This window comes from bacterium SCSIO 12827 (assembly GCA_024397995.1).
In the GTDB taxonomy this organism is placed as follows: domain Bacteria; phylum Pseudomonadota; class Alphaproteobacteria; order Rhodospirillales; family Casp-alpha2; genus UBA1479.
In genome coordinates this window covers 815,266-840,787 of record CP073746.1, presented here as the reverse complement: position 1 = coordinate 840,787, position 25,522 = coordinate 815,266, and the positions used below count along the sequence as shown (strand labels likewise).

General features: G+C 53.5%; 22 protein-coding genes. 6 read left to right on the top strand and 16 right to left on the bottom strand.

Translation table 11 applies throughout. The annotated features are described in order from the left end of the window. Positions 1-217 precede the first annotated feature (217 nt). The 4 genes from terL to KFF05_03920 all read right to left on the bottom strand — a co-directional run bounded on the left by terL (position 218) and on the right by KFF05_03920 (position 4,218). On the bottom strand, positions 218-1,762 hold the full coding sequence (gene terL, locus KFF05_03935) for a phage terminase large subunit (protein UTW52532.1): 1,545 nt from the start codon (positions 1,760-1,762) through the stop codon (positions 218-220). Positions 1,763-1,766: 4 nt separating this feature from the next. Further along, on the bottom strand, positions 1,767-2,153 hold the full coding sequence (locus KFF05_03930; protein ID UTW52531.1) for a hypothetical protein: 387 nt from the start codon (positions 2,151-2,153) through the stop codon (positions 1,767-1,769). Then, positions 2,146-3,453, bottom strand: a complete 1,308-nt coding sequence (locus KFF05_03925) for a ParB N-terminal domain-containing protein (protein UTW52530.1) — start codon at positions 3,451-3,453, stop codon at positions 2,146-2,148. Before KFF05_03925 ends, KFF05_03930 begins: the two co-directional genes overlap by 8 nt. A 288-nt stretch (positions 3,454-3,741) precedes the next feature. Then, positions 3,742-4,218 carry a hypothetical protein gene (locus KFF05_03920; protein ID UTW52529.1) on the bottom strand — a complete coding sequence of 159 codons (477 nt, stop codon included), beginning with the start codon at positions 4,216-4,218 and terminating at the stop codon, positions 3,742-3,744. Between the two features lie 105 nt (positions 4,219-4,323). Between KFF05_03920 and KFF05_03915 the strand changes: the two genes are divergently transcribed. The 3 genes from KFF05_03915 (at position 4,324) to KFF05_03905 (ending at position 10,655) form a co-directional block, all read left to right on the top strand. Then, complete coding sequence (locus KFF05_03915; protein UTW52528.1) at positions 4,324-4,560, top strand: helix-turn-helix transcriptional regulator; 237 nt, start codon at positions 4,324-4,326, stop codon at positions 4,558-4,560. Between the two features lie 414 nt (positions 4,561-4,974). Continuing rightward, on the top strand, positions 4,975-9,570 hold the full coding sequence (locus KFF05_03910) for an ATP-binding protein (GenBank protein UTW52527.1): 4,596 nt from the start codon (positions 4,975-4,977) through the stop codon (positions 9,568-9,570). A 512-nt stretch (positions 9,571-10,082) separates the two neighbouring features. Next, entirely contained in the window at positions 10,083-10,655 is a 573-nt protein-coding gene (locus KFF05_03905; protein UTW52526.1) for a hypothetical protein, read from the top strand. Positions 10,656-11,109: 454 nt separating this feature from the next. On the opposite strand, the gene KFF05_03900 is transcribed toward KFF05_03905, so the two are convergent. From KFF05_03900 to KFF05_03870, 7 genes are all read right to left on the bottom strand, one after another. Further along, entirely contained in the window at positions 11,110-11,547 is a 438-nt protein-coding gene (locus KFF05_03900) for a hypothetical protein (GenBank protein UTW52525.1), read from the bottom strand. Continuing rightward, complete coding sequence (locus KFF05_03895; GenBank protein ID UTW52524.1) at positions 11,547-14,744, bottom strand: efflux RND transporter permease subunit; 3,198 nt, start codon at positions 14,742-14,744, stop codon at positions 11,547-11,549. Before KFF05_03895 ends, KFF05_03900 begins: the two co-directional genes overlap by 1 nt. A 19-nt stretch (positions 14,745-14,763) precedes the next feature. Further along, positions 14,764-16,044 carry an efflux RND transporter periplasmic adaptor subunit gene (locus tag KFF05_03890; GenBank protein ID UTW52523.1) on the bottom strand — a complete coding sequence of 427 codons (1,281 nt, stop codon included), beginning with the start codon at positions 16,042-16,044 and terminating at the stop codon, positions 14,764-14,766. Next, positions 16,041-17,261, bottom strand: coding sequence for a TolC family protein (locus tag KFF05_03885; protein UTW52522.1), 1,221 nt, complete (start codon positions 17,259-17,261; stop codon positions 16,041-16,043). Before KFF05_03885 ends, KFF05_03890 begins: the two co-directional genes overlap by 4 nt. An 81-nt stretch (positions 17,262-17,342) precedes the next feature. Further along, positions 17,343-17,690, bottom strand: a complete 348-nt coding sequence (locus KFF05_03880) for a hypothetical protein (GenBank protein ID UTW52521.1) — start codon at positions 17,688-17,690, stop codon at positions 17,343-17,345. 256 nt (positions 17,691-17,946) lie between these two features. Beyond that, positions 17,947-18,246: a hypothetical protein gene (locus KFF05_03875; protein ID UTW52520.1), complete on the bottom strand. Its 300-nt coding sequence runs from the start codon at positions 18,244-18,246 to the stop codon at positions 17,947-17,949. Between the two features lie 241 nt (positions 18,247-18,487). Then, complete coding sequence (locus tag KFF05_03870) at positions 18,488-19,621, bottom strand: porin (GenBank protein ID UTW52519.1); 1,134 nt, start codon at positions 19,619-19,621, stop codon at positions 18,488-18,490. 279 nt (positions 19,622-19,900) lie between these two features. On the opposite strand from KFF05_03870, the gene KFF05_03865 reads away from it, so the two are divergent. Both KFF05_03865 and KFF05_03860 read left to right on the top strand, forming a co-directional pair. Continuing rightward, the gene (locus KFF05_03865) at positions 19,901-20,620 is read left to right on the top strand and encodes a response regulator (protein UTW53571.1); all 720 of its coding nucleotides are present in this window, start codon (positions 19,901-19,903) and stop codon (positions 20,618-20,620) included. 4 nt (positions 20,621-20,624) lie between these two features. Next, the gene (locus KFF05_03860; protein ID UTW52518.1) at positions 20,625-22,010 is read left to right on the top strand and encodes a HAMP domain-containing protein; all 1,386 of its coding nucleotides are present in this window, start codon (positions 20,625-20,627) and stop codon (positions 22,008-22,010) included. A 219-nt stretch (positions 22,011-22,229) separates the two neighbouring features. Here KFF05_03860 and KFF05_03855 read toward each other — a convergent pair whose 3' ends face one another. Continuing rightward, complete coding sequence (locus KFF05_03855) at positions 22,230-22,667, bottom strand: helix-turn-helix domain-containing protein (GenBank protein UTW52517.1); 438 nt, start codon at positions 22,665-22,667, stop codon at positions 22,230-22,232. 114 nt (positions 22,668-22,781) lie between these two features. Between KFF05_03855 and KFF05_03850 the strand changes: the two genes are divergently transcribed. Beyond that, entirely contained in the window at positions 22,782-23,408 is a 627-nt protein-coding gene (locus KFF05_03850; GenBank protein UTW52516.1) for a cation transporter, read from the top strand. A gap of 139 nt (positions 23,409-23,547) precedes the next feature. On the opposite strand, the gene KFF05_03845 is transcribed toward KFF05_03850, so the two are convergent. The 4 genes from KFF05_03845 to KFF05_03830 form a co-directional block, all read right to left on the bottom strand. Further along, positions 23,548-24,012, bottom strand: a complete 465-nt coding sequence (locus KFF05_03845) for a copper chaperone PCu(A)C (GenBank protein ID UTW52515.1) — start codon at positions 24,010-24,012, stop codon at positions 23,548-23,550. Further along, positions 24,009-24,557 (bottom strand): SCO family protein, encoded by a 549-nt coding sequence (locus KFF05_03840; GenBank protein ID UTW53570.1) that lies wholly within the window; start codon positions 24,555-24,557, stop codon positions 24,009-24,011. Before KFF05_03840 ends, KFF05_03845 begins: the two co-directional genes overlap by 4 nt. A gap of 118 nt (positions 24,558-24,675) precedes the next feature. Beyond that, a complete protein-coding gene (locus KFF05_03835; GenBank protein ID UTW53569.1) occupies positions 24,676-24,906 on the bottom strand; it encodes a hypothetical protein in 231 nt (76 codons plus the stop codon). 64 nt (positions 24,907-24,970) lie between these two features. Further along, positions 24,971-25,522, bottom strand: a complete 552-nt coding sequence (locus KFF05_03830) for a TlpA family protein disulfide reductase (protein ID UTW53568.1) — start codon at positions 25,520-25,522, stop codon at positions 24,971-24,973.

Sequence of the window (25,522 nt, the reverse complement as noted above, 5' to 3'; positions counted from 1 at the left end):
CACCGCCCAGACCCCGGCCGGTCGCAGGACCGGTCCGGGCGGGCGGTGGTTAGGAGGCGTTTCAGGGGCCCTGGCGGCCCTCACTGCTTAAGTCTCAGTACCGCTCTGTTGGCAGCGGAAGTCCAGTCATTGATTAGGGCTTCACGCTCAGACAAACAAGAAGGGGGCACCCGTCATCGTGCGCCCTCATGATCAATTCCGCTTTGGGAGAATGCCGCTATCTGAACTTCGGGATATCGACGATATGCCCCAGATTTCTGGAGTTTGGCCCTTGCAACGACCTATAGAACGCCGCATTCGTCTTTCCACCGATATTCCCCGAAGGCGGCGGAGTAAGCTCCCGAATTGCCCTTTCGAGGGTGTTAAAACTGACATGGTCGCGTGAGTGCGCTCTCGCCCAATCCAGAAACTGCGAAAGACTATCGACCTGATCATCGTGAACGCCATATGGAAAGGCGCTGCACTCTCTCTCGAAATCGGCCAACCAAAGAGCGTCTTGCGGCAAGATCACACGCCCACCCTCGATTTCGGCTGTACCCGGCGTCATCCGCGCGACTTTATCGCCCTGCGGATTACATGAGATGACGCTGAACGGACCGGACGCTCTGACGTCCTCGATCATCGAAACGCCGACACTGGCGTTTTCAACGAGAATGTAATCGGCATCGAAATTATGCGCGGACCATAGGATGCGCATTCGCAGATCGCGGTATCCGACTTTCTCCCGCACTACGTCGAGGAGATAGTAGGTCGCCTCCCTCACCAACCAGGTCGTCCCGACGGAATAGTCGTTCGTCTCTTTGCGGCCCTGCGCGAGATCCCAGCTTTGCACGATCAGATCGCCGGGTCGCCTGGATGGGGCGACGGGATACCGTTTGAACTGCGATACTTGGATCAGGTGTCCACCCGCGGGGACCGGCTCTTGTTGATACTGCGCCGAGAAGATGTGACTGCCGACCGCGTCTCGCCGCTCATTGAGTGCTTCCAGTCCATAAATCGCTTCATGCAGCACGTCGCCGGCTTTGAGGACATGCTCCACGCCATCGGCCAACGGCACGCTCCGGTCCTCCTCCGCAATCGCCTGAAGGCGCAGGTGTTCCCATCCCCCTTTCGCCAGCAAGTGCCCCGCCAAATCATGCTCGTGGATGCGCTGTTGAACGACGATGATGCATCCGTCTTTCATATTGTTGAGGCGAGAGAGCAGCGTGTTTTCGAACCAGCTCACCGCGCTCTCCCGATAGGCGTCCGACAGCGCCTCTTCCGCTTTATGCGGATCATCCACGATGATGCAATCCGCGCCGCGCCCGGTCAGCGAACCGTGAACGGATGTCGCGAGCCGGAGGCCCATCTTTGCGGTCGCAAACTCCCCTACGCTGTTTTTGGTCGATGAGAGCTGCGTATCCGGGAATACCTCCCGATACCAGTCTTCCTGCATCAAGGTCCGGGTCTTGCCGGAAAAATCTTCTGCCAGGCCCTGCGCATAACTCGCAGTGATTATCTTCACCGACGGGTTATGGCCCATGAGGAAAGCCGGCAGGCATACGGAAACTAGGTGCGACTTCAAACTTCTGGGCGGCAGCGTGATAAGCAAACGCTTGCACTCGCCTCGAAGGCATCGCTCCAATTGATAAACGATGGCCTGGTGGTGCCAATTTGGCTTGAAGGACTCACTTGGATTTAGGGTCTGGAACGCCTTTTGTGCGAAAGCCAAAAGGTCCAGGCGTAATAGAGCCAGAAGTTCCTGTTTTGAATAATCACTCATTGTTTTAATCCTTAACCAAATTTCGCGCCTGATGGCGCATAATGAAGGCATCGATAATCGCCTCGTCGTCCTGTGAAATTTCAGGACTGTTCAGTTCCGTCACTTCCTCAAAATGCGTGCGTTCGATTAGCCGTAAGAACGCATTGATCGCCCTGATGTCGCCCTTCAGGGCATTGTTGAAGAGCGTCTTCACGAGGGCCCGCTGCTTGGAAATTTTCTGCTCCCGCGCCCCCTCCCGGACGACAATCTTGGCGGTCAGTTCCTCCTGCAGATCCGTTGCCAGGTTCTTGGTGCCCTTGGGACGCCCTTTCGGGTTTCCCGACTGGCGCGGCTTGAATTGCGAATGCGTCGGGGGTTTCTTGTAGCCGACCACATAGTCGCTCTTACTCATCGCGGGGAACCCCGACAGATCGTTCGGCTTTCAGGTCGTCGAAATCCATTCCGCTTTCCTCGTGATTTACGGGTGCGCCTGAAACCTTCCGAAAGCGCTCAATCGCGACCTCAACGTAGCGGGGGTCGATCTCGCAGCCGTAGGCGACGCGGCCCGTTTGTTCGGCGGCAAGGAGCGTTGTGCCGGACCCAAGAAAGCCGTCCAGAACCACATCCCCGCGATTGCTGGCATCCAGGATCGCGTCGGCGATCATCGCCGTCGGTTTGACCGTGGGGTGCAGCGCCAGCGCTTCGTCCCGCTCTTTCCCAAAGGTGTTCATGCCCGCATAGGCCCAGACGTTACTTCGGTTTCGCCCGAACTTCCCGAGCTGCACGTTGTTCAGGTGTGAGGCTTTGCCGTTCTTGAAGACGAAAATGAACTCATGCTGGCTGCGATAGAGACTCCCCATCCCCGCATTCGTCTTTGCCCAAACACATATGTTGAGAAGGCCGTCATAGACGTGATCGCCGGCTTGGAGCATCTCCCCCGCATGCCGCCAATCCATGAACAAGTAATGGAGAGAGCCATCGACGCTGTGCTCTCGGAACTGTGCAAAACCGTCGATAAGAAAGGCCGTAAATTCGTCCGGCGACATCTCCCCACTCGCCATGGCGAACTCCGCATGGCTGCTTTTCCCTGTGAGCACATGGCCGTTCACGCGCACATTAAATGGCGGGTCCGTCACCACGACACTGGCTGTGGCCCCCTCCATCAGACGCGACATCGTTTCCGAATTGCGGCAATCGCCGCAGACAATCCGATGACGCCCCAGCAGAAAGATATCGCCTTCTTGGACGACGGGATTTTCCGGAGGTGCCGGCAGAGCCTCCGGCGGGCGTTCCTCATCAAGGCTTGTATCGGCGAGAAGGGCGTCGATCTCTGGAAGTTCGAACCCCGACAGGGAAATATCGATATCGATCTCACTGAGATATTCAAGTTCAAGCCGCAAGGCACGCTCGTCCCAGGTCGCGTTCTCCGCAAGTTTGTTATCGGCGATCCGATAAAGGCGAACTTCCGCCTCCGATAAATGGTCCACCCGAACCGTCGGAACGGATATCAACCCAAGTTTTTTCGCAGCGCTCAGCCGAGCATGCCCGGCGACGACGACGCTCGCGTGGTCGACAACGATGGGGTTTATGAAGCCGAACTGCGAAATGCTCGCCGCGACTTGAGCAATTTGCGCATCCGAATGGGCACGGCTGTTGTTTTGGAAAGCGATTAAGTCTGCAGCTTGTGCGTACTCTATAGAAATAGTTTTCATCTGATTTCTCCAAAGCAATAGCGCTCACCGCTTTGGTGAGCGGAGTTGAAACGACTAGCTTTTTGAGAACTCAGAGACGCTGGACGTATTAGGCACGAAGCTGTGCAGCGACTTAATCTAACATTCGAAGAGAGTGCTCTCTCTTCTTGCTAACATGAGCTAGCAATGAACGGCAGCTTGAAGCCATCCACCACCAACTGACAAAATTTCACCCTGATGCGCAAGCATTTTCTAACTTTGGATCTTATGCCACACGGCAGGCATTAGGCTTACAAACACTCTCTTTGGCTATTTCAAAAAGATTAAGGAAGCAAACCCGGGAGCCGGTACGAACTTCAAGTTTCTAACGTTCGATTGGACAACCAAGCCCCAGTTTTTCTGGTCGACAGGATCCTGGATCAACATTGTCTGAACCCAGATGCCATCAACAGTGGCATCACAGAATTTGATATTGACGTCGGAAGCTGAAACGGGCCGTAACTTAGCCGAAATTTCTTTGGAAACCGCAACCTTGACCGACAGCACCGCACTCTTTTCGAGGTGCTTTTCTTTGAACGCCTGCAAGGCTGGCATCATTTGGGCCTTGTAGCCACTTCCCTCCCATTCTATCCCCGTCCCTCGAAACCAAGCGTTCAACGCTTCATCTGCTTTCGCTTTGATCGCTCCATCTGTGCATGCGGGGAGTTCTCCCTGCACATTCGTTCCGGCAATCGCCTGAAGCGACAGGGCGGCACAAACACTCGCTAGTCCGCAAACTTTCAACATCGATGCTTCTCCTCTATCCGTTCCAAACAAATATTATCCGATTTTGGGATAATCCTGCATTGGGATTAGCTCTGTTTGCGCCCTCTTTCAAGTCGATTGGCGCAAATGGAAAAATCTCTCTACACAAAGAGGCACAAGGCTCTGATCAATGCCCTCAAAGAGGCGCGTGAAGCTGCGGGCCTGACCCAGCAGGCTGTTGCAGACAAACTCGGAAAACCTCAGTCGTTCGTCGCCAAATATGAAAACGGCGAGCGGAGGTTGGATGTAATCGAGTTTTTGGCGGTAGTGGAGTCTTTGTCCTCCAGCGAGGCATTTATCATCGACCTAATTAAACGCGTTTGATATCTGCCTCTATTCTTCTCTGGGGTGATGATGCCACCTTTTGGAAGCGGGAGTTCTAGAGCAACACCCGAATGTTCTCACTACGCGAACCGAATCAACCAGAGAACATGAAGCTGAAAGGTTTTTGGGCTGAAGTATGCCTAGGCAATGCCATTCCGAAGCACATCAAAGAAGTCAAAGCTCCCGCCGCCAAGTTCAACGCCCTTACACCCTCGCATATCGGTCAAGCGCGCATGGCAGAACAGAGCGATGGATGCCATCTCTCAGGAACACAACCAAAGGGAGCGCCCCCTCTGCCCTTCCTGCTTCCAGCGTTCAATCACATAAGTTCCTTACGTCCCGTTCATGGTAGAATCGCCCGATTCGTGCATATTTTGCACGCATTCTGCCAAAACAATATTAGATGACGGAACGATGTTTGCTGGTGGCATAGCGGATAAGCTTGGAAACAGATACGAGGCGAAATGGCTAATTCGTCAACTTATCCGTGTCTTGTATGGCGAGCGAGACTCGCTCCGCTTTGAGGGCATAACGAATAAATTTGACGGCTTTGAATTCGCCATTGGCATTGGTCCTGCAGTTGAATGGCACCAAACAAAAAAAACATCTCCCAACGGAAACTGGACTATCCGCGCATTGGAACGAGAAGGCGTGCTGGATGCCTTTCGTGACAGGCTATCCACATCAGAAGCGGATACCTGTTACTTCGTGTCAGAAGACCCCGCGAAGGACGCCCGAATCCTGGCTCAGAAAGCCAAAGTTGCCAACGATCAAGAAGAGTTCGAGGGCGGGTTATCACAAGACCAATCACGAGCTTTCACCGATCTCAGCTCCGCATGGGAAACTGATCGCACAACCGCTTGGCAATGGCTCCGGCGTTCATTCTTCCAAGTGGAATCAATGTCCGAGCTTGAGTCTCACATCGGCGTGCTGGCTCAATACGCCTTTGAAGACGCAACTGGCCAGAGCGCTTTCGAGGCCTTGCGCGACTATATGGAACAGCACTTCAATGTTCAGCTCTCGACCGAGAGCCTTCGGCAAGATTTGCGTGAAATTCCTCATCTCAGATTCAAAGACTGGACGCTCGATCCGACTCTGAAAGAGAAACTTCGGCAAGAAACTGAATCCTATCTTGCAACTTACAGCCCCTTCGGTGCCGGAGGCGAAGTCATTGATCGAAAGGAGGCGCAGCAAGTCTTCGAAACGCTTATGGACTCCGCCGCCCCCAAAGTCGCCTTGGTCACCGGCGTAGCGGGGAGCGGCAAGTCCGGAGTGATCCGGCGGCTAATCAACCTTCTGGCAGAGGCGAATGTGCTTCATTTGGCTTTCCGTGCCGATCACCATTTGACAAGTCAGAGGCCCGAGGATTTCGGAGCAGCCATTCTGGATCGACACGAACGGCCAACAATCACCCTCAAAGGCATTGCCCCCGATCAAACCACTGTCTTGATTGTCGATCAGGTTGACGCTGTAAGCGAAGTATCAGGTCGAAACGGCGTCGTGAGAAACGCACTTTTGCAGCTTCTTGACGGCCTCTACGCGCTACGAACTGTCCGAGTGGTTCTGGTTTGCCGAAATTACGACTTTGACAACGACCCTCGCATCAAAAGCCTTCGTGACAGTCAGCATGAGAACCGCATTGACGTTCCATTGCTCGACTGGGAAACGGAGATTTCTCCAGTCGTTGTGGCGAAGGGTTTCAAACCCGAACACTTCACCCCTGCGCAGAAGGAACTGCTCCGACTTCCTCTTAATCTCGCGGTATATTTGGAAGTGGCGGAAGAATCCCTGTCATTCACTTCCCGCGACGATCTATTTCGCGCTTTAGTTCAAAAGAAGGAACGAATGCTGCGGCGTGACCGCAATGTGCCATGGTCTTTGATGCAGGTGATGGAAGCGCTTGCGGAATGGATGAGTGATCGGCAGCGTTTAGAGGCTCCCGTGAACGTGCTGGATCCGTTTCCCGAAGCACGAGACATCCTTTCTTCCGAAGGGCTCATTGTCGTTAGCCGTCAGCACGTCAACTTCTTTCACGAGAGTTTCTTTGACTATGCATATGCGCAGGCGTTCGCGCGGTCGTCAAAATCGCTGTACGAGATGTTGGTTTCTTCTGAGCAGCATCTTTTCCGCCGCACACAGTGTCGTCAGATATTAGAAGTCATGCGCCAGCACGACACGCAGCGGTATCTCGACACACTGTCCAAAGTTCTGTTGGACAATCAGGTTCGCTACCATGTGAAGCTCGCTATTGCTCAATGGCTTGGGACGCTTTCCGACCCCACTCCGGCAGAACGCGACATCATCCTCAAACTCGATACCCCCGATGCGCCCTTCCCGAATTTGGTAGAAAAAGCCGTGCTCGGCTCTGCTGGGTGGTTTGATCTGAATGTTATGAACGGGTGGTTGCAGGGGCTATTGAATGATTCGAACGAGCAGCGCAAGAACTCAGCATTCTGGTCTATCCTGAACGTATCGTCAGACCGACCGTCCGAAGTCGCGCGACTGTTGCGGGACTGGTGGGGAGGAGATTCTGAACGCGCAAGAATTCTGTTCAGTTGGTTGGGAAGCTTTCGCCGTGCCCAGCCTAACGCCGATCTCGAACAGCTCTGTGTCGACCTCATACGATCCAAGCCTCCCGGCATGTTCTCTGAGGAATCTGAACACCGCAGAGAAATGATCCTGGTAACATGGGTTGAGGAGAATTCGGGGAGAGGTGCGCCGCTCCTAAAAGCGTATTTCGAAACCTGGTTTGAAATACACCCCGACGATCATCCATTCCGACACGACAATATTAAAATGATCGACCTCCATTCGATCAAAAAGCTCTGCGAAAAATTACCTGCCGATTTTCTTGAGGCGGTAACAGACGCATTTGTCCACTCCTTGCACGTAATCCGTAAGCGCAAAGAAATCGGAGAGTGGGACTCGACATTTGAGTCTCTTATCTACTCGGGGCATTTAGTCGGAGATGATGAGTTTCTGCACCAGTACAGAACAGCATTGCGAGCCGTCGCGGAGATCGATCCTGACCTTGCCTCGATGTTCCTCGGTCGGTTGCCCACCCACCTCCATACTGTAAATCTACACCTCCATTTGCATACGATCCTTGGCAATCCACCCGCATTGAAAAATCACTTCTTGAGCCTATTAGCGGAGGACGCGCTTTTTCGTGCCGGGTGGCGTAGTGCTGAATGGAAGTCGTTTGCCGATGCCGCCGCCGCCATGTACCCAATCCTATCGGCGGACGAAAAATCGCTTGTCGAAGCCGCAGTTTTCAAACAGGCACCGGAATATAAGCGCGCTCTTAAAATCTCCAAGAAGTTGCGGGAAGAGGGAGAAGACGACGGCTACTATACCCGCGCCCATGCAATCTACTTCCTTAACCATTCGGGTTATGAGCAATGGTGCGTTCTCAAGACCATTGGGGAAGAACACCTGACGCAGCAAGGGCGCCGCGAGTTCCAGCAGCTTGACCGGAAATTTCCGAACGCAACATTGGAAAAGCCCTGGCATAACGAAGCCTACTCCGTCGGGTCTCCTATCAAGACCGAGAGTGCGGAACGTATGTCGGATGACCATTGGCTCAAGGCCATGAAAAAGCACGACAAGGAACGCGATTTCCCCCGTGGCCCGGACGGAGGAGGGCCACACGAGCTTGGGCAGGTACTTAAGAAATGCGCAAAGGAGGATTTGCCTCGTTTTGTAGCGTTGATGGAGCGGATTCCAGAAACTGCTCCCCATACTTATGTGTCAAATATTCTGTGGGCGGTCATTGAGCACGAAGATACTACGAATGAACTAGCACGAGCCGCCGTTCTAAACGCTCATGACCGAACTGATCGTCCATTCGGCGAAGATATCGCCAGGATAATCTCCCGAAATCCCACTTTGGCGGAAGAAGATGAAATCTTTGCCATTCTTATGTTCTATGCCGAACATGGTGACGCGGAAGAGCACCCTGAGACCGAGGAACAGCGCATTGAGCGAGAGACTTCTTCGATCCGCGAACTGCTCGAATACGGGCAATCGTTACATATTCGCGGCGTCAACGGAGCACGCGGAGAAGCAACAGAAGCGTTGGAGTATGTACTTTGGAATGTTCCGGATCGCACTGAGGAAATCAGAGATTTCATCGATAAAAGAGTCGATCATGAACCGCTCGTTAGTGTTCGCTGCGCCCTAATGGGGCCCCTCAAACCTCTCTACAATCACGACAGAGAAGACTGCGGCCAACTCGTCGAGCGGCTTGTGTCTGCCTATTCGAAATCTGCTTTTTCTCTCCCTCCGCCGAGTACGTGCGAATTGACGCCGCTTATCACTCGGGACGGCATTGAGTTACTGCCGTACCTGCTTTATGGCGCTCCGGCACCAGCGCGGCGCCTGCTCGACCGACTTCGCAAAGCTGATAGTGAAATGATGCAGGCCGTTTCGGCCTTTCATGTCTTGCGTTCCAGTTTTTCAGTTGAAGAATTTTGCGAGGAAGCTGACGCGCTTATCGAACAGGGCGGTCAGTACCGTGTGATGGCATCTGAGATTGCAGCACACCTGATTTCTGTCGCCGAATGCCAAGACCGTGTATGCGCGTTGTTGATCCGGTTTTTCAGCGATGATGACGAAGATGTAAGAAAGCGAGCATCCTCGGTTTTCTCTCATGCCGACCCGACAGAAACCGCAAACGCAGATACCCTCTTATCTGCATATCTCGAATCACCTGCTTTTGATGGTGAAGATTTCTGGTTTTTTTCGTTTCTGAAGAAAACGGACAAGCCAATTGCCAACCATCTGATTGCCGCCGCGGAAAAGCTTATGAGTGGAAAAGTCGAGAAAGACAGTTCGCAATGGGCATATCGAGACTTTCACCATCTCCATGAACTAATCCAAGCCGAGTACGCAGCATCAGAAAACAATCCTGATTTACGGCGCAGGTTGCTTGATGTCATCGACCGAAGTCTTGAACACGGCATTCATGGCACGGACAGCATTCTCAATGCACATGACAGAACAACTTAGGCGCATTGGCGTGTCCTTCGGCTTTGATCCCTCACACGAATTCTAAGGGCGCTGCCCTCGCGCTGAACGAGACATCTAAACGTCTCCCAAAGGGGGCCTTAGTCCGGAGCCTTCTTACCTTTGCTATCCTGCCCTACGCTAGAGTATCAGGGGTGAAATGCGCCGGCCTTATTATTTATGGAATGTTTATCGCCGCACACGTAAAAGACGTTCAATGGAAATTTTAGATAGGAGACCCGCCCCGATGGAAAGGAGCGAGTGGATTCGACTCATAGGCGGTGGTTTCGCTCACCAGACCGCCCCCTTTGCCGTACATGCTTTCGATGAGAAACGAGCCAACGAATACCTGGACGCAGCACAAAACGCAGGACTGAGTCTGGCTGACGCACTTGACCACGCCAGTGCGTATCTCGACCAGGCCCCTGGTTGGCCAACGGATAAACCCAAGCAACTTGAGCGAGTCAGGACGTTCTACGCGGGAAGACTTCCAGGTTAGGAGCCAGTGCCGATAGATGAATAACGACACCGGCAAGCAGGATTTCTTCAGGAGGCAAAGGCGAAACCTGATCGGTGTGTCGATCATCACGACGTTCTATGAGGCTGCGGGACTTGAGATCAAGAATGTCAACCTCTTCGGCAACCACATTGAGATAAAAAATCCTGAGATAGTCACCACGGCAATTTCTATCGCCTTTGTCTATCTTCTCTGGCGTTACTATACCGCCTGCCGCGAAATCGAAGGCATATCGCGCTACCTGATGGCCTGTGAAATGTGGGCGAATGAACGCTGCCATGCGTACGTCAATCGGAAATATGTCGATCCCCAGCGGGAAGTTTATGAAAGCGCAGACCTCATTCAACGCGATTCGAACGGCCTGATCTTCAAACTGCGGCTTAGGCAAAGAGGCACCCCATCCGATGAGAAGATCCTGGTTCGCGGTTGGTATTGGTTTTATCGCGCCGTAGCGTTCATTCCAGTCAGCCTACAGACATCAAATTTCACTGAATACTTGTTGCCTTATTTAATCTCATTGATCGCTGGCCTGGAACTGCTCGGGTTCGGAGTTAGCAACCACCTTTTGTAAATTCTTTTCTAGACGGGCCGTACTTCAGCCAGGCCGCGGTATCGCTGCGGTACGCCAACTATCAATGCCCCACTTCCTACTGCCCAGACGTCTGACTTTACTCCTAGTTTTTGATAACACTAGTCGCGACAGACGAGACGGAGATTTCGCCTGCGGATACATTTTTAATAATATTCAACAGAATACAGACGGTTTACTTATGAAAACAGACGCGGCTGCAAAATCAACGCAGAAATGCGCCCGGATTAAGAAATAAAGGTCGTGATTTTACTTAGACTGGAATCAGCCCGGAAATCTGAACCCCTGCAGAACATAATTATTCTATCATATACTTTCTTTGTTCCCCTTCTGTTACTTGCAATCGCATAACGTACGTTAGAATACATTAGAAGAAAAAGAGGCCCGTGAAATGCAGGCCTCTCGATATTTCAAAAGATTCAGTTTTCAAAATCGATCACGTATTCTTCTTCAGTTCCATCGGCTCGAGTTGGTGAGCTTCTTCATGGTAACGCACGTTCAATTTCCCTTCTGCCAATTCCAAGACTCCTAAATTGGAATCAAAGTTTGCTCGCTTGAAGTGCTTAGTGATCGAAATAGCGCGTTCAATTTCGCCGATATATTTTCGTGGCACTTGCTTGCCTCTCCCAACGAATTCGACATCGACATGGCCTCTGATCAAGCGCCCGTACCCACGCTGTACAACTCGGCCAGTGAGGATGACGTCGCCATCCTCTGTTTTCCATACTTTGACCATGTCGATTTCGGTCTTGGCAGTATTCTCAACCTTGATTGAGAGCCCCCCCTTCATTGTGATCTCTTGGCTATTGGAGGCACATCCGCTCAAAAGAACGGCTCCAATTACAGCAGCTGTCACAGGATAAAATTTACGCATCACATTACCTCCGAGGTTTGAAAGTTGGACTGATGAGTGCGCCGCCAATAACGGAGCATGCCGCGCGAGAACCACATGTAGAGCGCAGGAAGGAGAAGTAAGGTCAGGAGTGTTGAGCTGAGCAGCCCTCCGACCACCACGGTCGCCAAGGGCCGTTGAACTTCGGAACCAACTCCGGTTGAAAGCAACATCGGGATCAGGCCCAACGCAGCGATCAATGCCGTCATCAGAACAGGGCGGAGGCGCGACAAGGCGCCCTGATACACGGCCTCGTCAGGTTTCATACCCCCAAGGATGTTCTGATTGATGGCGTTGACCATCACCACACCATTCAGGACAGCCACGCCAAACAATGCGATAAACCCAATTGATCCTGGGACCGACAGGAATTGTCCTGTCAGGAACAACGAGAAGATTCCACCGATCAACGCCAAAGGCACGTTCACCATGATCAGGAAAGACTGGCCAACGGATCCGAAGGCGAAGAACAGCAACAAGAAGATCAGGCACAAAGATAGTGGAACGACGATAGTCAGGCGTTCTTGTGCGCGGCGTTGGTTCTCGAACTGTCCACCGAACACCACAGAATACCCCGGTGGAAGTTCGACGGACTCCGGGATCCGTTTCTCAAGTTCGGCGACAAGCCCCCCCATATCACGGCCTTCGACATTCGCCTGGATCACAACGCGCCTTTGCACATCGTCCCTTCGAATCTGTGGAGGGCCGCTAATGATTTCCACGGATGCAACATCCCGAAGGCGAACCCACCCGCCACTGGGCGCTTGGAGGACAAGACCAGATATTGCCTCCGTACTGTCCCTAAATTCCTGCGCTAACCGGATGTAGATGTCGTAGCGTTCGTTCCCGCTGATCACCTGCCCCGCCGAAACGCCACCAATGGCGTCGGCAACCAAGTCCATCACCTGACTAACAGGAATACCGTAACGCGCCAGTTGATCCCGATCCGGGCTAACCACCAGTTGGGCTTCCCCGACGACCTGTTCCATCGCGACGTCACGCGTGCCGTTCACGGTCTTCATGAATGCCTCGATCTCCTGTCCCTTTCTGGCCAGGACATCCAGGTCCGGGCCGAACAGTTTCACCGCCAGCTGGGCTTTTACGCCCGAAAGCAATTCATCTACGCGGGTTGCGATGGGTTGTGAGAAAGAAAACAGGAGACCAGGGTGAACAGACATCTTGTCCTCCATCAGGGCCTGCAATCCCTTGCGGTCACTGGCGGACGTCCATTGATCTACAGGCAAGAGCCCGACCAATAACTCAATGTTGGAAACGGGTTCCGGATCCCCCCCAAGTTCCGGCCGACCGACGCGTGCGGAAACGTAAGTAACTTCCGGGAAGTCGATGAGTTTTCGTTCAAGTTTTTTTGCGACCTCGAGAGACGTATCGAGACTCACGGACGGCCCCAGAGTTACGCGAACGTTGAGAGTGCCCTCCTCTAGCTCCGGCACGAACTCCGTTCCCAAGTATGGAACCGTGGCAAGAGACCCAAGGAAGATCGCAAGCGCCACCAAAGTCACGGCAATACGATTGTTCAGTGCTCTGGCAAGGCCCCACCTGTAAGTTGACTCAATCGGCTTGAAAATAGGGCTGTCGCGATGTTTGACCGGTTTACTGAAGGCATAAGTCGCCAAAGCAGGAATGACAATCAGCGCGACGACAAGCGATGCCATCATGGCCAAAACGATTGAAGTCGCCATAGGCTGAAAGAGTTTTCCTTCTACCCCTTCAAGGCTGAACAACGGCGCGAACACCACGATAATGATGAGGACGGCGAAGAAAACCGGCCGGCCGACTTCTTTGGCGGCCTCTTGAACCCTTAAGCGCAAGGCATGAGGCTCCTGCCCCAACGTTCGGGGTTCACTCCCCTCGCCATGGGAGGTCAGATGCTTGAAGATGTTTTCCATCATCACGACGGAGCCGTCGACCATCATGCCGATCGCGATCGTCAATCCGCCGAGCGACATCAGATTGGCGGACACCCCCCAATAAGCCATGGCCATCAAGGCCAAGCCGATTGACACCGGAACGGAGACCAGAACCAAAAGCGAGGCCCGCAGGTTCATCAAAAACAAAAGTAAGATCACGACGATCAATGCAAAGGCCTCGACCAAGGCACGCGTAACCGTCTCCACTGCTTTTGTGATCAGATCGGATTGATCATAGATGGGTTCCAGCAGAACGCCCTTGGGAAGGGCATTCTGAATGATCGGCAACCGCGTCTTCACACCGTCGATGGTTGCCTTTGTGTTCGCCCCCGTCCGCTTCAGGACGATACCGGTGACAACTTCCCCGTATTGGACTGGCGCCCCTTCGGTGGATCGTGCGGTCATCGATACAGCACCTTGCCGAATCTCATTCCCAAAGGCGACGTTTGCGATGTCCTTCACCCGGACAACGACACCGTCTTCCTCCTTGAGTGGTATGTTGCCGATATCCCGCAGACCATCTTGTTCGCTTCGCACCCAGCCAACACCCCGGATGACAAGCTGCTCCTGCCCCCGGTCCATGAACCATCCACCCGCGTTACGATTGTTGTTTTCAATCGCTTCTTGAACTTCGCGGACATGCAGGCCGTAGGACAGCAACCTTTCGGGATTGACCTGCACTTGGTACTGGCGAACCTCTCCGCCGAAAGACAAAACTTCCGTGATGCCATCCACGGGCATGAGTAACAGCTTCACGACCCAGTCATTCAGACTACGCAATGCCGTGACGTCGAAAGCGTCTTCCGCCTCAGAACGAAGGACATATTGAAACACCTGCCCCAAGCCGCTCGTGTTCGGCCCCATTTCAGGCGATCCTATACCTTCCGGGATTTGTTCCTTTGCCGCCTGCAAGCGTTCAAACGTAAGCTGGCGCGCAAAATAGATGTCGGTCCCTTCAGCGAAGACAACGGTGACAACCGAAAGCCCGGATTTCGAGATTGAGCGGACTTCCGAGACATCCGGCATCGAGTACATCACTGCCTCGATCGGGTAGGTAATGAGTTGCTCGACTTCTTCGGCGGCAAGCCCGCGTGCTTCTGTATTGATCGAGACTTGGACGTTTGTAACATCCGGGAATGCATCAAGGTTCAGGCGGGGCAGCAGGATTGCAGCTCCGGCCATAATTCCAAACAGGGCCAGGACGACGAGCAGCCGCCCCTGAATCCCAAGGTCGATGATCTTATTCAACATATTTCTGGCTTCCTGCTGATCAGTGGTTGTGAACGCTGAACCCGCTCTTCGCGAGTTCCGACTGAACGAAGAAAGCACCTTCAGTCACCACCTTGGCACCGGCCGGGACGCCTTCAAAGACCACCATTCCGGCAGTTTCGCGGACGACTCGTATCTCCACCGGCTCGAATCTCTCGGCCGACACCTGTTGAAATACCGTCCAATCTCCATCGGGACCGCGCAGCACGGCCCTTTTCGGCAATGCCAAAACACTCTCGTGCCCACCGCCGTTTAGAGAAACCCTGACAAATTGCCCCGGACGCAATTGTCGCTGCAGGTCAACGACTTCGATCCGCACTCCCAAGGTTCGGGTTTTCTCATCCACTTGTTGTTCGACCTGCAGGATTTGCCCCTCATACACTTGGGCATCTGCTGAACCTGTCTCGATGCGGACCCGACCACCTATTTCAACAAACCGCGCCTCGGAAGGGCTGATCCTGGCTTCGACCCATCTCGATTCCGGATCGGTTAGCTTGTACATGGGCGTACCTGGTTCGATGACCTGTCCGGCCAGAAAGTCATCCACCACGATCAAGCCATCTTGATCAGCGAGAATGTCAAATTGCCCCGGCGTTTTCAAAGAGCCTTGGTCTGACAGCGCCGCTATTTGACCTGTCGTCAAGCCATAAGCAATCAAACGGGCCCTTGCTTGTTGCAAGGTCACGCGCGCCTCGGTCGCGCGTTTCTCAGAGACGATTTTTTCTCCAATGCTACGGACCCGTTTCCATTCGGCATAAGCGACAATGTATTCGCCTTGGGCCTGGGCCATCTCGACGCTGAACAGAGTCGCGAGGACGTCGCCTTTTCGGACCTGTTGCCCCATGACCGCTTCCCGCTTCAGTGCCATCGCCGTGATCCGCGGTGTAACAATACGGGTTTTGTACTGGTTTAGACGCACCTCGCCAGGGACTTTGATCTGGGAAGGCAGTTGCACTGGCCGAAGCGGGAGAACGACCACACCGGCCTCTCGGAGTTGGACCTTTGATAGGGAGACACCTTTCTCCTCTTTTTCTTCTTCATGCCCACTGCTTCCATGCGGTTTTTCTCCTTCCGCATGATCTCCATCAGGCTCCTTGCCCGAATGATCCCCCCTTTCCGGTTTCTGCGCGGCAGGGGGAGGCGCAGCATTTTCGGGCTTCCGGTGCTCCACCTTGCTCTCTTCAGAACTGTGATCATGGGAACCAGCGCCGAGGACCATCGCCGGAGTGAAAAAAATCAACCCAGCAAGACAGGCCGAGATCATTAAATTCTTGTTCTTCATTTCAATTCCTCCATCCAGGCCAGAAGATTGGCGCCGGCGCGCAGGCGATCGATCCATGCGCTCCAAAGAGATTGTTCCAGTTCGATACCCAATGCCTCGGTCTCCAGGAGGCGGTCGAGTTGTTGCAGGTATTCCAGAGCACCAATTTCACGCGCCTCCGAAAGACGTTTGAGAAGCGCCTCCTGACGGGCGATCGTCGGCCGAGCAACTGACCGCCAATGTGCCACCGCATCACTTGCGGAACGCAAATTCACAACCGCTGTGGCAAGACGTGCGTTGAGCCTTCTTCGTGTTTCCGCCACCAAGAACTCTTTGCTTGCCGCGTCTTCGGAGGCAGCAATTTTTTCGGCTGACCCGCGATTCCAGACAGGAAGGGGAACGGAAAAGGAAACCCCGAAAAGATCGGAGTCTCCGTCCTTTCCAACCCGCACGCCAATTGTCGGATCCGGCATCCAGAGTTTCTCGGCAACTTGGATACCCGCTTTACTCGCGTTCAACGTCGCGCGGGTCATAATCATCTCGGGTGTTTTTTCAACGTCAGCGGAAAGCTCATCCAATGCTCTTCCAATAATTTCGACGGGTCCCGGCCAAACGTTTCTTTGCTCACCCACCAAGGCAATGAGCTCGGACTGAGCGTTCGCAACGGCAGCTTTTGCGGCGGCGACCTGAAGTTCGGCACTAGAACGCCCGACTTCAGCCGTCAGAACATCTGCGCTGCCAATATCACCGGCAGCCGCAAACTTTCGAATCAAGGTAAGAAACCGATCACTTAAGTTGAGTCGCTTTTCCGCCAACTGCCGGAGGGCGATCTGCTCCCGATTAGCGCCCAATGCTCGGAGCAAGGCTTCGAGCAGATCCGTCCGCACCAGATCAAATTCCGCGCGTGCGATCTCGATTTCCGCTATTGCCTGCGCCTCTGCAGCGCCACGTCTGCCCCAGGCGTCGATCGTCTGAGACAGGCCAAATTCTCTGGATTTTTCTGCAGTTTCTTCGTAGCCGGCTTCAAATTCTGGATTGTACGGATATTGCCCCGCAGCATTTGCCGACGCTTTGGCTTTGGCCAGGTTCTTTTCCGCCGCGCGAATTGCCGGGTGGAGATTAATCGTTTGATCGATGAAGGCGCCTAATGGCTGAGGCTGCTGAGCAGTCAACGGCATTGGCACCAGGGCTGCAACCACAAGCACAAGCGCTGTGGCCACCCGATTGATATTGAGCATGTTTGAGATTCCAATGTGGGCACGAATGAACGACAACGCACGGCCCTGGGGCCTGCGCAGTTAATTGCAATGCATGGAAACTCAAATTATGGGTGGGCGATAAAATCCGAATGAAGCCAACCCGGCCTTACTCACCAAGATGGTTTCCGGGGCGTCCTCGCTGTCCAGCCATGTGGCATAGCCTTTATCGCCGTCACACCACGTAAGGTGATGGGTCAAAAAATGACACGAATCATCATGCTCGTCCGCATGCTGGTTTTCAGTTTCTGGATGACCTAAGTGGGCTGCGAATACCAATTCGCCAGCATTCCCCTCATCCGACACACCAATAAAGGCTGTTGCGTTCAGCACCGTAATGCTGACCAGGACGAGCACCAAAAGGAGTCTTTTGGCTGGCAAATTGGAAATTACTTGCATCATCTGGAGCATATAAGGCTCGGCCTCAATGGTAGGTCAAGATTTTTCCGTGAACCGACTACAAAGTAGATAGATTATGCAAACTACTTCCGAACCGTTCGCAGACAATAAAATCGAAACAGCACAGATTTGTTACTGCGGTAGGTAGATAATTTAGATCCCAGGGCATCATGCAGCCAGATGTCATACATAGGCTGCTTCAACGGTTTTCCAGCAGAAACGGGGGCCTGTAACAGCCCCCGCTCTCGCACAAAGCTTTGATAAACGCTCAGTCTCCTGCACGTTGGTCCAACGACTCGTTTTCATGGATGTGGGACATCCCATCTGAACTTGCCGTCTCAGTAACAACCGAAGATCCTTCCTGATACTCTGCCGCCTTCTTCAACGGCTGGGCGTCATGGATATGGCTCTCGCCATGGGCATGTGCCGGTTCAGTGATGATCGAGGAATCTTCCTGATACTCGGCTGCTTGTGCGCCATTGGCACCGGAAAAACCAAGCAAGGCCACGAACGCCATGGCATAGAACGGAGTGCGGGTTTTCAAGATCGTGTCAGTCAAGTTGTTCATGTCAAAGTCTCCTTGTGTGTGGTTGGTTGATACCCACAACAAACCACACACCTGTTTCACAACTTTGCCGGAAACTAGGATTCTTGTGACGGAAGTTTTCTGATCCGCGCATTGACAAATTTCGTCACAAGAATCGTGAAGCAAGTAGATATAAAGAAAAACGGCCGCCCCGAAGGACGACCGCTTCCTGGATTTGCTTGTCGTGAATCGCGGAGAATTGGAACACCCCGCCGTACGGCATTCAGAATTTGACCTGCATACCAACCAGCATTGTCACGACCTGGTCGAGTTGGGTTTCACTCGAAGGCAGATCAACGTCCCAAAAAGCAACGTTGCCATATATGTTGGCACCTGCAGCCTTGATCTGTTGATTAACCCCAAATCCAACAGCAATTGCTTCACTGCCGACAACCGTACGGTCTTGGCTGCCCGAAACGTTCACACCAACCCCGGTGGCCCCGAGTGCATTCAAATTGGCGGTATAGCCGACGGTGGCCGCCCAACGGGTATCCTCCTCCGCTCCTTCCACTGCAAGACTCTGACCATAAACACCGGTCAATGAAATCCCGCTGTCATGCTTCACGGAACCGCCAATTTGCCAGGCACCTTCATTCGTGCTCGATCCTGTCAGGCTTTCAAAAAACGCCCGGCCACGGACTTTGAACGCACCGAATTTGTTGTCATAGAGAACACCCGCTCCCCAATCACCCGCGTCATATAAACCCGCTTCGAGCTTGAGGCCGTTGATGTTCGGGCTGACATAGTTGATCTGGTCTTGACGGCCACGGTCGAACGTTCCGAAAAAATTGCCGATCTTTCTGCTGCTAAGAGCGGCACCAGCGTTGTCTTCGCGGAACAAAACTGCATTGACGCTTCGTCTTCCGGTCTCCACCCCGTCAAACGCACCAGCCACATAACCAAGGTCCAACCCATCGGACATTCCATCGGATACCGCGGAAGCCTGCCCCATGGTTAGTTTGCCGAATTGTTTGTGGTCGACATAAATGAAGGCAAGGCGTTCCGTGAAGCCACTGGTGCTGTCACTTTCGGTTGCCTGGCTGATTGTAGCTGGGTCGTTGGATTGCAGTTCCGCTTCCAACCGGGCGCCGACGGAAACCGACTCATTGACCTTGCCCGTCGCCTTTAGGCCGAAACGGGTTGAGCCCGCATCGCCATCCATATTGCGATAACCGGTCTCCTCACCGTCATTGTAAACCATAAAAGTGCGGTTCACTTGGCCGTAAACGATGAGATCGGTCGCATTTCCGTTCTTGATCGACCCTGCTTCTGCTGGAGCAGAAAACGCAAACAAAGCAGCACCCGCAAGGGAGAGCGATGTGCAGGATTTCAAAGCAGTCTTGGTAAAGTTCTTCAATTTAACAGCCTCCTCATTCGAGATGTTGAACAGAGGAGGAGTACGCCTTGGAAATGCCACTGAAGTTTTTCGAGCCTGTGATTTTTTGTGACAAAACGTTTCAGAAACCGGGACTGAAACTTTTTGTCACATTCTTTCCTTCGACCATCAGATCGCAAGCGCACAATATTTCCACAGACGGGTCTAATTCTGTTGACCCTCCAGTTACTGGAAGCCTGACAGTTCTATCTAGACATTCACTGAAGTCACAAATTTTCCCTGATGGCAGAAGAAACGAATATGGAAATGACACCGAAAATTCTCGTCGTCGAAGACAACCGAGAAATGCGAGAACTCGTGGGCAAGGCCTTGAGAAAAGAAGGCTACCGTGTATCCGTCGCAGGTGATGGCAAAGAAATGAACAAGGCGCTCGATAACGAGCGCGTAGATTTAATCATTCTCGATGTCATGTTACCTGGTGACGATGGATTGACTCTTTGCCGCGATCTTCGCTCGAAAGCCACAACGCCTGTAATCATCATCAGCGCTAAAGGCGAGGAACTCGACCGCGTTTTAGGCCTCAAGATGGGTGCGGATGACTATCTGCCCAAGCCGTTCAGTACACTTGAACTCATAGCTCGCGTACAAGCCGTACTCAGAAGGTTAGACCGAGAGCCGGCCTCTACTCCTAACGAGCCAAGTAAGGTCTATGAGTTCAACGGCTGGCGCCTGGATGTAGAACGCCGCGAACTGATCGCGGCTGACAACGTCATTGTACCGTTGAGCACCGGCGAATTCAGCCTGCTTCAAGTGTTGGTTCAACGTCCGAACCGCGTACTCTCCCGCGAACAGTTGTTGGATCTCGCCCGCGGTCGTGATTCTGTTGCTTTCGACCGCAGCATCGACACACAAGTCAGCAGGCTCAGACGCAAGATTGAACAAGATCCAAAAAATCCGACCATCATCAAAACCGTCTGGGGAGGAGGATACGTTCTCTCATCCGAAGTGACGCGAGAGTAAAAGCATGCGTATCCGCTCTCTGACAACACAGACCATCATCATGGTTATCCTCGGTCTCACGACAGCCTACCTTATCGGGCTGTTCCATTACTCGAGAGACCGGCTCGACGCACTCATTCATCTAAGCTTGCGCACGACAGCGCAGACCTTTGCGCATGTCACACATACTGTCGCCTCATCAAATACCGCTTGGCGGTTTGATATCGTAAACACCTTGAATGAACCCCATCTGCGCGCATCGTTGAGTGGCGACCCGATTTTTTCGGATGAACCTTATCGCTCCCCTTACGATCAAGTTTTTCGGGAGCACATAAAACGCGAAGCCCATTCAAATGAAATGGCGAATGTACGAATCAACATGGTCGAAAGACCACCGGTGTCCGCCTCTCTCCACAGAGACACGATCAGCGAATGGTTCCTGCATGTTCTTCGAACTGTTTACCGCTTACCTGTCCATCTGAACGTAAGAATGTCCGTACCCTTGAACAGTGGTGGGTGGCTAAACATCGCATATGTGATTCCCGAATTTCCGACGGAACTTTGGAGCCCATCATTAACCACCGTCGGGGTTATGACCTTTTCGATTATTCTAATTTCAATGTGGGTTGTACGGCGCATGCTCTCGCCCTTGGATGTATTTGCCCGCGCTGCTCGGAGATTTGCATCTGACATTCATGCACCACCGATGCCGGACAAGGGTGCTGCAGAAGTTCGCGAAGTCGCCGCCGCGTTCAATGAGATGCAGAATCAGATCAGGAAAATGATCCAGAGCCGAACGGAAATGATGGGTGCATTATCCCACGATCTCCGGACGCCTTTGTCGCTGATTAAACTCCGGGGCGAGGCGCTGCCTTCATCCGAAGAGAAGACGCGGCTGCTGTCTTCGGTATCCGAGATGGAAACGATCATCTCAACAACTCTGGGCTTGGCAAGGCAGGCTTTTGATTTGGAGGAGCGGCAGGATATCGATCTCGGCGCTTTGATACACGCCATTTGCGACGACGCGTCTGACATGAGCAACGACATAACAGCCACGCAGCTTTCAGGACAAACCGTCGTCCATGGGCAACCGGTGGCCCTGCGCCGAGCATTTAGTAATTTGATCGACAACGGCCTGCGCTATGGGCATAGAGTTAGGGTGTTTCTTGAGCGTGTCGATACTCGGATATTCGTCCATATTGAGGACAATGGCCCTGGCATACCCGATGCAGAAATGGAGCGCGTGTTCGAACCTTTTTATCGCTGCGACCGGTCACGTTCCGAAAACTCAGAAGGCACGGGACTTGGCCTAAGCCTGGCTAAAACGATCATCGAAAATCATGGCGGCACTGTAACATTGTGCAACCGAGAACCCTCTGGGTTGGCTGCAACGGTAACCCTCCCCTGCTGATCACTTAATACCGTCAATTGCTCGAGCCAATTCTACTCGGTCTACGGTCGAAAGCCCCTTGCGGACATAGGTATCTAGCGCAAGGCTCGGTATCATTTAAAACCTAACACATACGGTTTCGAAGTTTGGTTATCGCGGATCACGAACTATGCAAGCAAGGGTGTCATGCGCGTCAGACATGACCGGTGTTATAAGGGTCAGGAAACGTGAAGTTTGCGTTTAATGGGTTAGATGATTGTTACTCAAACATTTCGAATGGTCGGCCAAAACCTCGATAATTCGACATTCTGCCACATTTCCACCGCCGCACTGACTGATCATGCGTTTGAGCTCCCGTTCCATTGATCGTAGGCGTGCAAGCCGTTCCTGAACGTTGCCCAGATGCTTTCTAGCCAGAGCGTCCACCTGTTCGCACGATTGGTCCGGTCGGTCAGAGAACGACAACAATTGCCTAATATCGTCCAGACTGAAGCCCAGCTCCCTACTATGGCGAATGAAAACCAGCCGAGATGCTTGATCTTCGGAGTAAATGCGACGGTTGCCGTCGGTACGCCGTGCTTCAGGCAACAGACCAACTTTTTCATAGTGCCGGATAATCTGGACCGTGCATCCGGCACGCCTCGCTAAATCTCCAATAGAGAGTCTTTCAGTCGCCATTCGATTTTACCTTGCTCCTACAATCATTGTAGATCGTAGCATTATGACAACGGAGAAATCAAAACCCCGGATGGCCATAAACGCCGCCCATTGCCGGTTGATCGGAGTAGAAACATGAGTGCTAGTTGTTGCGGCCAGGATGCCAAGTTTGACGGTGCATCGAAGGCCTTCAAGCGCGCCCTGTGGGCAGTCATCGCCATTAACGGCGTGATGTTCATCGTTGAAATGGCTGCGGGGGCATTTGCCGGGTCCAAGGCATTGCAGGCGGATGCGCTGGATTTCCTGGGCGACACAGCGACCTACGCCATCAGCCTATACGTGATTGGCATGTCTCTCAGAATTCGGGCAATGGCAGCGCTCGCGAAAGGGCTCAGCCTTGCGGCTATGGGGTTTTGGATATTCGCCTCCACAGCCTACCAGGTCCTAATTCTGGGTATGCCTTCGGCGACAATCATGGGCGCAATCGGTTTCATGGCGCTGGCCGCCAATATTATCAGTGTCCTCTTGTTGAGGCGATTTAAAGACGGGGATGCGAATGTCCGCTCCGTCTGGCTCTGCAGTCGCAACGATGCCATCGGCAACGTGGCTGTCATGCTGGCGGCGGCAGGCGTTTGGTTCACAGATACAGCCTGGCCCGACTTAATCGTTGCGGCGATCATGGCGGGGCTGTTCCTTTGGTCGGCCGCGCAGATCATTCTGCAGGCCCGGTCTGAATGGTCCGTGAAATACTCGTCGTGGTAGAGGCAGATTGGAGAGAGGAGAGAGTCCGATAAACCTACTACAGCTTGGCCATTTTGCATCAAAGCGTTTTGCACTCCATGAAAACATCCGTCAGTAAATCGCATTGCATGAACCTTCGCGGAATAGTTTGCGACTTGCATCATTCCGGACCAGATGCCCCGAGCCCGAGGATCGGCATGGTGACGTTGATTATTCCGGCGTGCTCGAACTCCAAAGCCAGAGCCAGCGTTTCTCCCTTCCGTAGCTTCTCGTGCAAATCCATGAGCATGAGGTGCAGCCCGCCCGGGCGGAAGATCACTTCGGCTTCTGGTTGAATGATCACCTCGTTGCGTTCCTGCATTTGCGCAACGCCGCCCGCGAGTTTGGATTCATGGATCATCACCATGCCTGCAGCTGGTGAAGTGACTTTCAAAAGCCGGTCCGGTTTCGTGCCGGTATTGCGGATCGTCAAATAGGCGGCGCCCGGCCGCGATTGCAGGATAGATGCCCGCGCCCAGGATTTCTCGATGATGATCTGTGCGTCTCCCGCATTTAACGCGCGTATCGGCGATACCAGCATGACGGCGGCGATAAAGGTCACGAGGCTCAATTTCAACGGGTTCATTGCTGGGTTCTTTCATTCCTGAGACGCTGCCGGATTTCTTCTGAGATTTTCTCCGGCGGATGAAGATTTTCCGAGAATACGGCGTCATATGTGCCCTCCGGTGTCATCAGGTACATGTATCCCGAATGTCCCATGACATAACCGCCCGGCGCGTCCGCTTTCTCGGTTTTCCCGTAGAAGACCCGGAATGACTTCGCCGCCTGCTTGATCTGTTCAGGCGTGCCGGTAAGACCAACGATCCTTGGATGAAAAGCCTCTACGTATTCAGCCATCACCTCGGGCGTATCGCGTTCCGGATCGACGGTGATGAACAGCGGGGCCAAACTTTTCGCGTCATCTTCCAGGAGATCCAGAACCTGGGCCATAACCGAAAGAGTGGTCGGACATACGTCAGGACAAAATGTGAAACCAAAGAACACGAGCTGCCATTGTCCCTTGAAGTTCTTTTCTGTGACTATACGGCCGCGATGGTCGGTCAGCGTGAACTTGCTTTTGATCATGGCCTGGCCGAGTTGCCGCGCCGTGGGCAAAGACGGTTCCGGCATGAACGTTCGCCAACCGGCAACACCTGCCACCGATATCGCCGCGACTACGACAACTCCCCATGCCACTCGCCGCACGATCCTGAGATGTTGGCCTCTTTTCGGCACATCGGTCGAAGCGTCAGACATCGTCTGGCTTTCCCTTGTCGTCAGCCGTCGACGAGCATTTTCCGCCACCTCCCCCGCTCATGCACATGCCAAGCGCACACATGACGACGCAGGGAAGAACACCAAGCAGCAGCGGCGCCAGGCCCAGCGCGACCACCGTTTCCCAGTTCATCGTCAGGCCGCCGCCAATAGCGGCGAGGCCGAGTAAAATCCAGCCACGGCGCCCTGTGACGAATGGCCAGATCTTGTTGACGGCATGTTGTGCGGTTGAAACCGCGGGGGATGTTTGTTGACCTTCCTTCATTTCTCTATCTCCGTTCTCTCTTTGATATTGCTATCTGGTCCCGAAACAGGGCGATCAACGCCGGCGCATCCCATTCCGCGGGACCGACCAGCACACCCAATTGCTCTCCATTTGGGCCGATCAGGAAGGTCGTCGGCAGGCCGCCCAGCTTCAGCCTGTGCATGACCTGCGCTTTCTCATCCATGTAGATTTCCAGGTGCTTGATGCCGGTCTTGGCATAGAAATCCTGTACGACCTTCACGCCTGCCCGATCGATCGAAAGCGGCAAGACATGAAAGTCCTCGCCGCCGAGAAGATCCTGCAGGCGGTCAAGCGTCGGCATCTCCTCGCGGCAAGGTGGACACCACGTTGCCCAGACATTCAACAGCACATGTTTCCCCCGGAAGTCCGCGAGAGACCCGGGCCGGCCGTCTTCATACACGAACGCGACCTCCGGCATTGGCAATGGTGTATCGTGCAAGGTAAAGGCCTTCGCCGTTCCCGCGGCACCCGCGTCGAAAGAAGGCAACACCAAGGGCGCTGCCGCCATCAGGGCGATGGTATGGCGGCGTGTCAT

Excerpts from the sequence above, each read along its gene's own strand:
- terL (UTW52532.1), bottom strand. The coding sequence starts at position 1,762 with ATGAGTGATTATTCAAAACAGGAACTTCTGGCTCTATTACGCCTGGAC.
- KFF05_03930 (UTW52531.1), bottom strand. The coding sequence starts at position 2,153 with ATGAGTAAGAGCGACTATGTGGTCGGCTACAAGAAACCCCCGACGCAT.
- KFF05_03925 (UTW52530.1), bottom strand. The coding sequence starts at position 3,453 with ATGAAAACTATTTCTATAGAGTACGCACAAGCTGCAGACTTAATCGCT.
- KFF05_03920 (UTW52529.1), bottom strand. The coding sequence starts at position 4,218 with ATGTTGAAAGTTTGCGGACTAGCGAGTGTTTGTGCCGCCCTGTCGCTT.
- KFF05_03915 (UTW52528.1), top strand. The coding sequence starts at position 4,324 with ATGGAAAAATCTCTCTACACAAAGAGGCACAAGGCTCTGATCAATGCC.
- KFF05_03910 (UTW52527.1), top strand. The coding sequence starts at position 4,975 with ATGTTTGCTGGTGGCATAGCGGATAAGCTTGGAAACAGATACGAGGCG.
- KFF05_03905 (UTW52526.1), top strand. The coding sequence starts at position 10,083 with ATGAATAACGACACCGGCAAGCAGGATTTCTTCAGGAGGCAAAGGCGA.
- KFF05_03900 (UTW52525.1), bottom strand. The coding sequence starts at position 11,547 with ATGCGTAAATTTTATCCTGTGACAGCTGCTGTAATTGGAGCCGTTCTT.
- KFF05_03895 (UTW52524.1), bottom strand. The coding sequence starts at position 14,744 with ATGTTGAATAAGATCATCGACCTTGGGATTCAGGGGCGGCTGCTCGTC.
- KFF05_03890 (UTW52523.1), bottom strand. The coding sequence starts at position 16,044 with ATGAAGAACAAGAATTTAATGATCTCGGCCTGTCTTGCTGGGTTGATT.
- KFF05_03885 (UTW52522.1), bottom strand. The coding sequence starts at position 17,261 with ATGCTCAATATCAATCGGGTGGCCACAGCGCTTGTGCTTGTGGTTGCA.
- KFF05_03880 (UTW52521.1), bottom strand. The coding sequence starts at position 17,690 with ATGCTCCAGATGATGCAAGTAATTTCCAATTTGCCAGCCAAAAGACTC.
- KFF05_03875 (UTW52520.1), bottom strand. The coding sequence starts at position 18,246 with ATGAACAACTTGACTGACACGATCTTGAAAACCCGCACTCCGTTCTAT.
- KFF05_03865 (UTW53571.1), top strand. The coding sequence starts at position 19,901 with ATGGAAATGACACCGAAAATTCTCGTCGTCGAAGACAACCGAGAAATG.
- KFF05_03860 (UTW52518.1), top strand. The coding sequence starts at position 20,625 with ATGCGTATCCGCTCTCTGACAACACAGACCATCATCATGGTTATCCTC.
- KFF05_03855 (UTW52517.1), bottom strand. The coding sequence starts at position 22,667 with ATGGCGACTGAAAGACTCTCTATTGGAGATTTAGCGAGGCGTGCCGGA.
- KFF05_03850 (UTW52516.1), top strand. The coding sequence starts at position 22,782 with ATGAGTGCTAGTTGTTGCGGCCAGGATGCCAAGTTTGACGGTGCATCG.
- KFF05_03845 (UTW52515.1), bottom strand. The coding sequence starts at position 24,012 with ATGAACCCGTTGAAATTGAGCCTCGTGACCTTTATCGCCGCCGTCATG.
- KFF05_03840 (UTW53570.1), bottom strand. The coding sequence starts at position 24,557 with ATGCCGGAACCGTCTTTGCCCACGGCGCGGCAACTCGGCCAGGCCATG.
- KFF05_03830 (UTW53568.1), bottom strand. The coding sequence starts at position 25,522 with ATGACACGCCGCCATACCATCGCCCTGATGGCGGCAGCGCCCTTGGTG.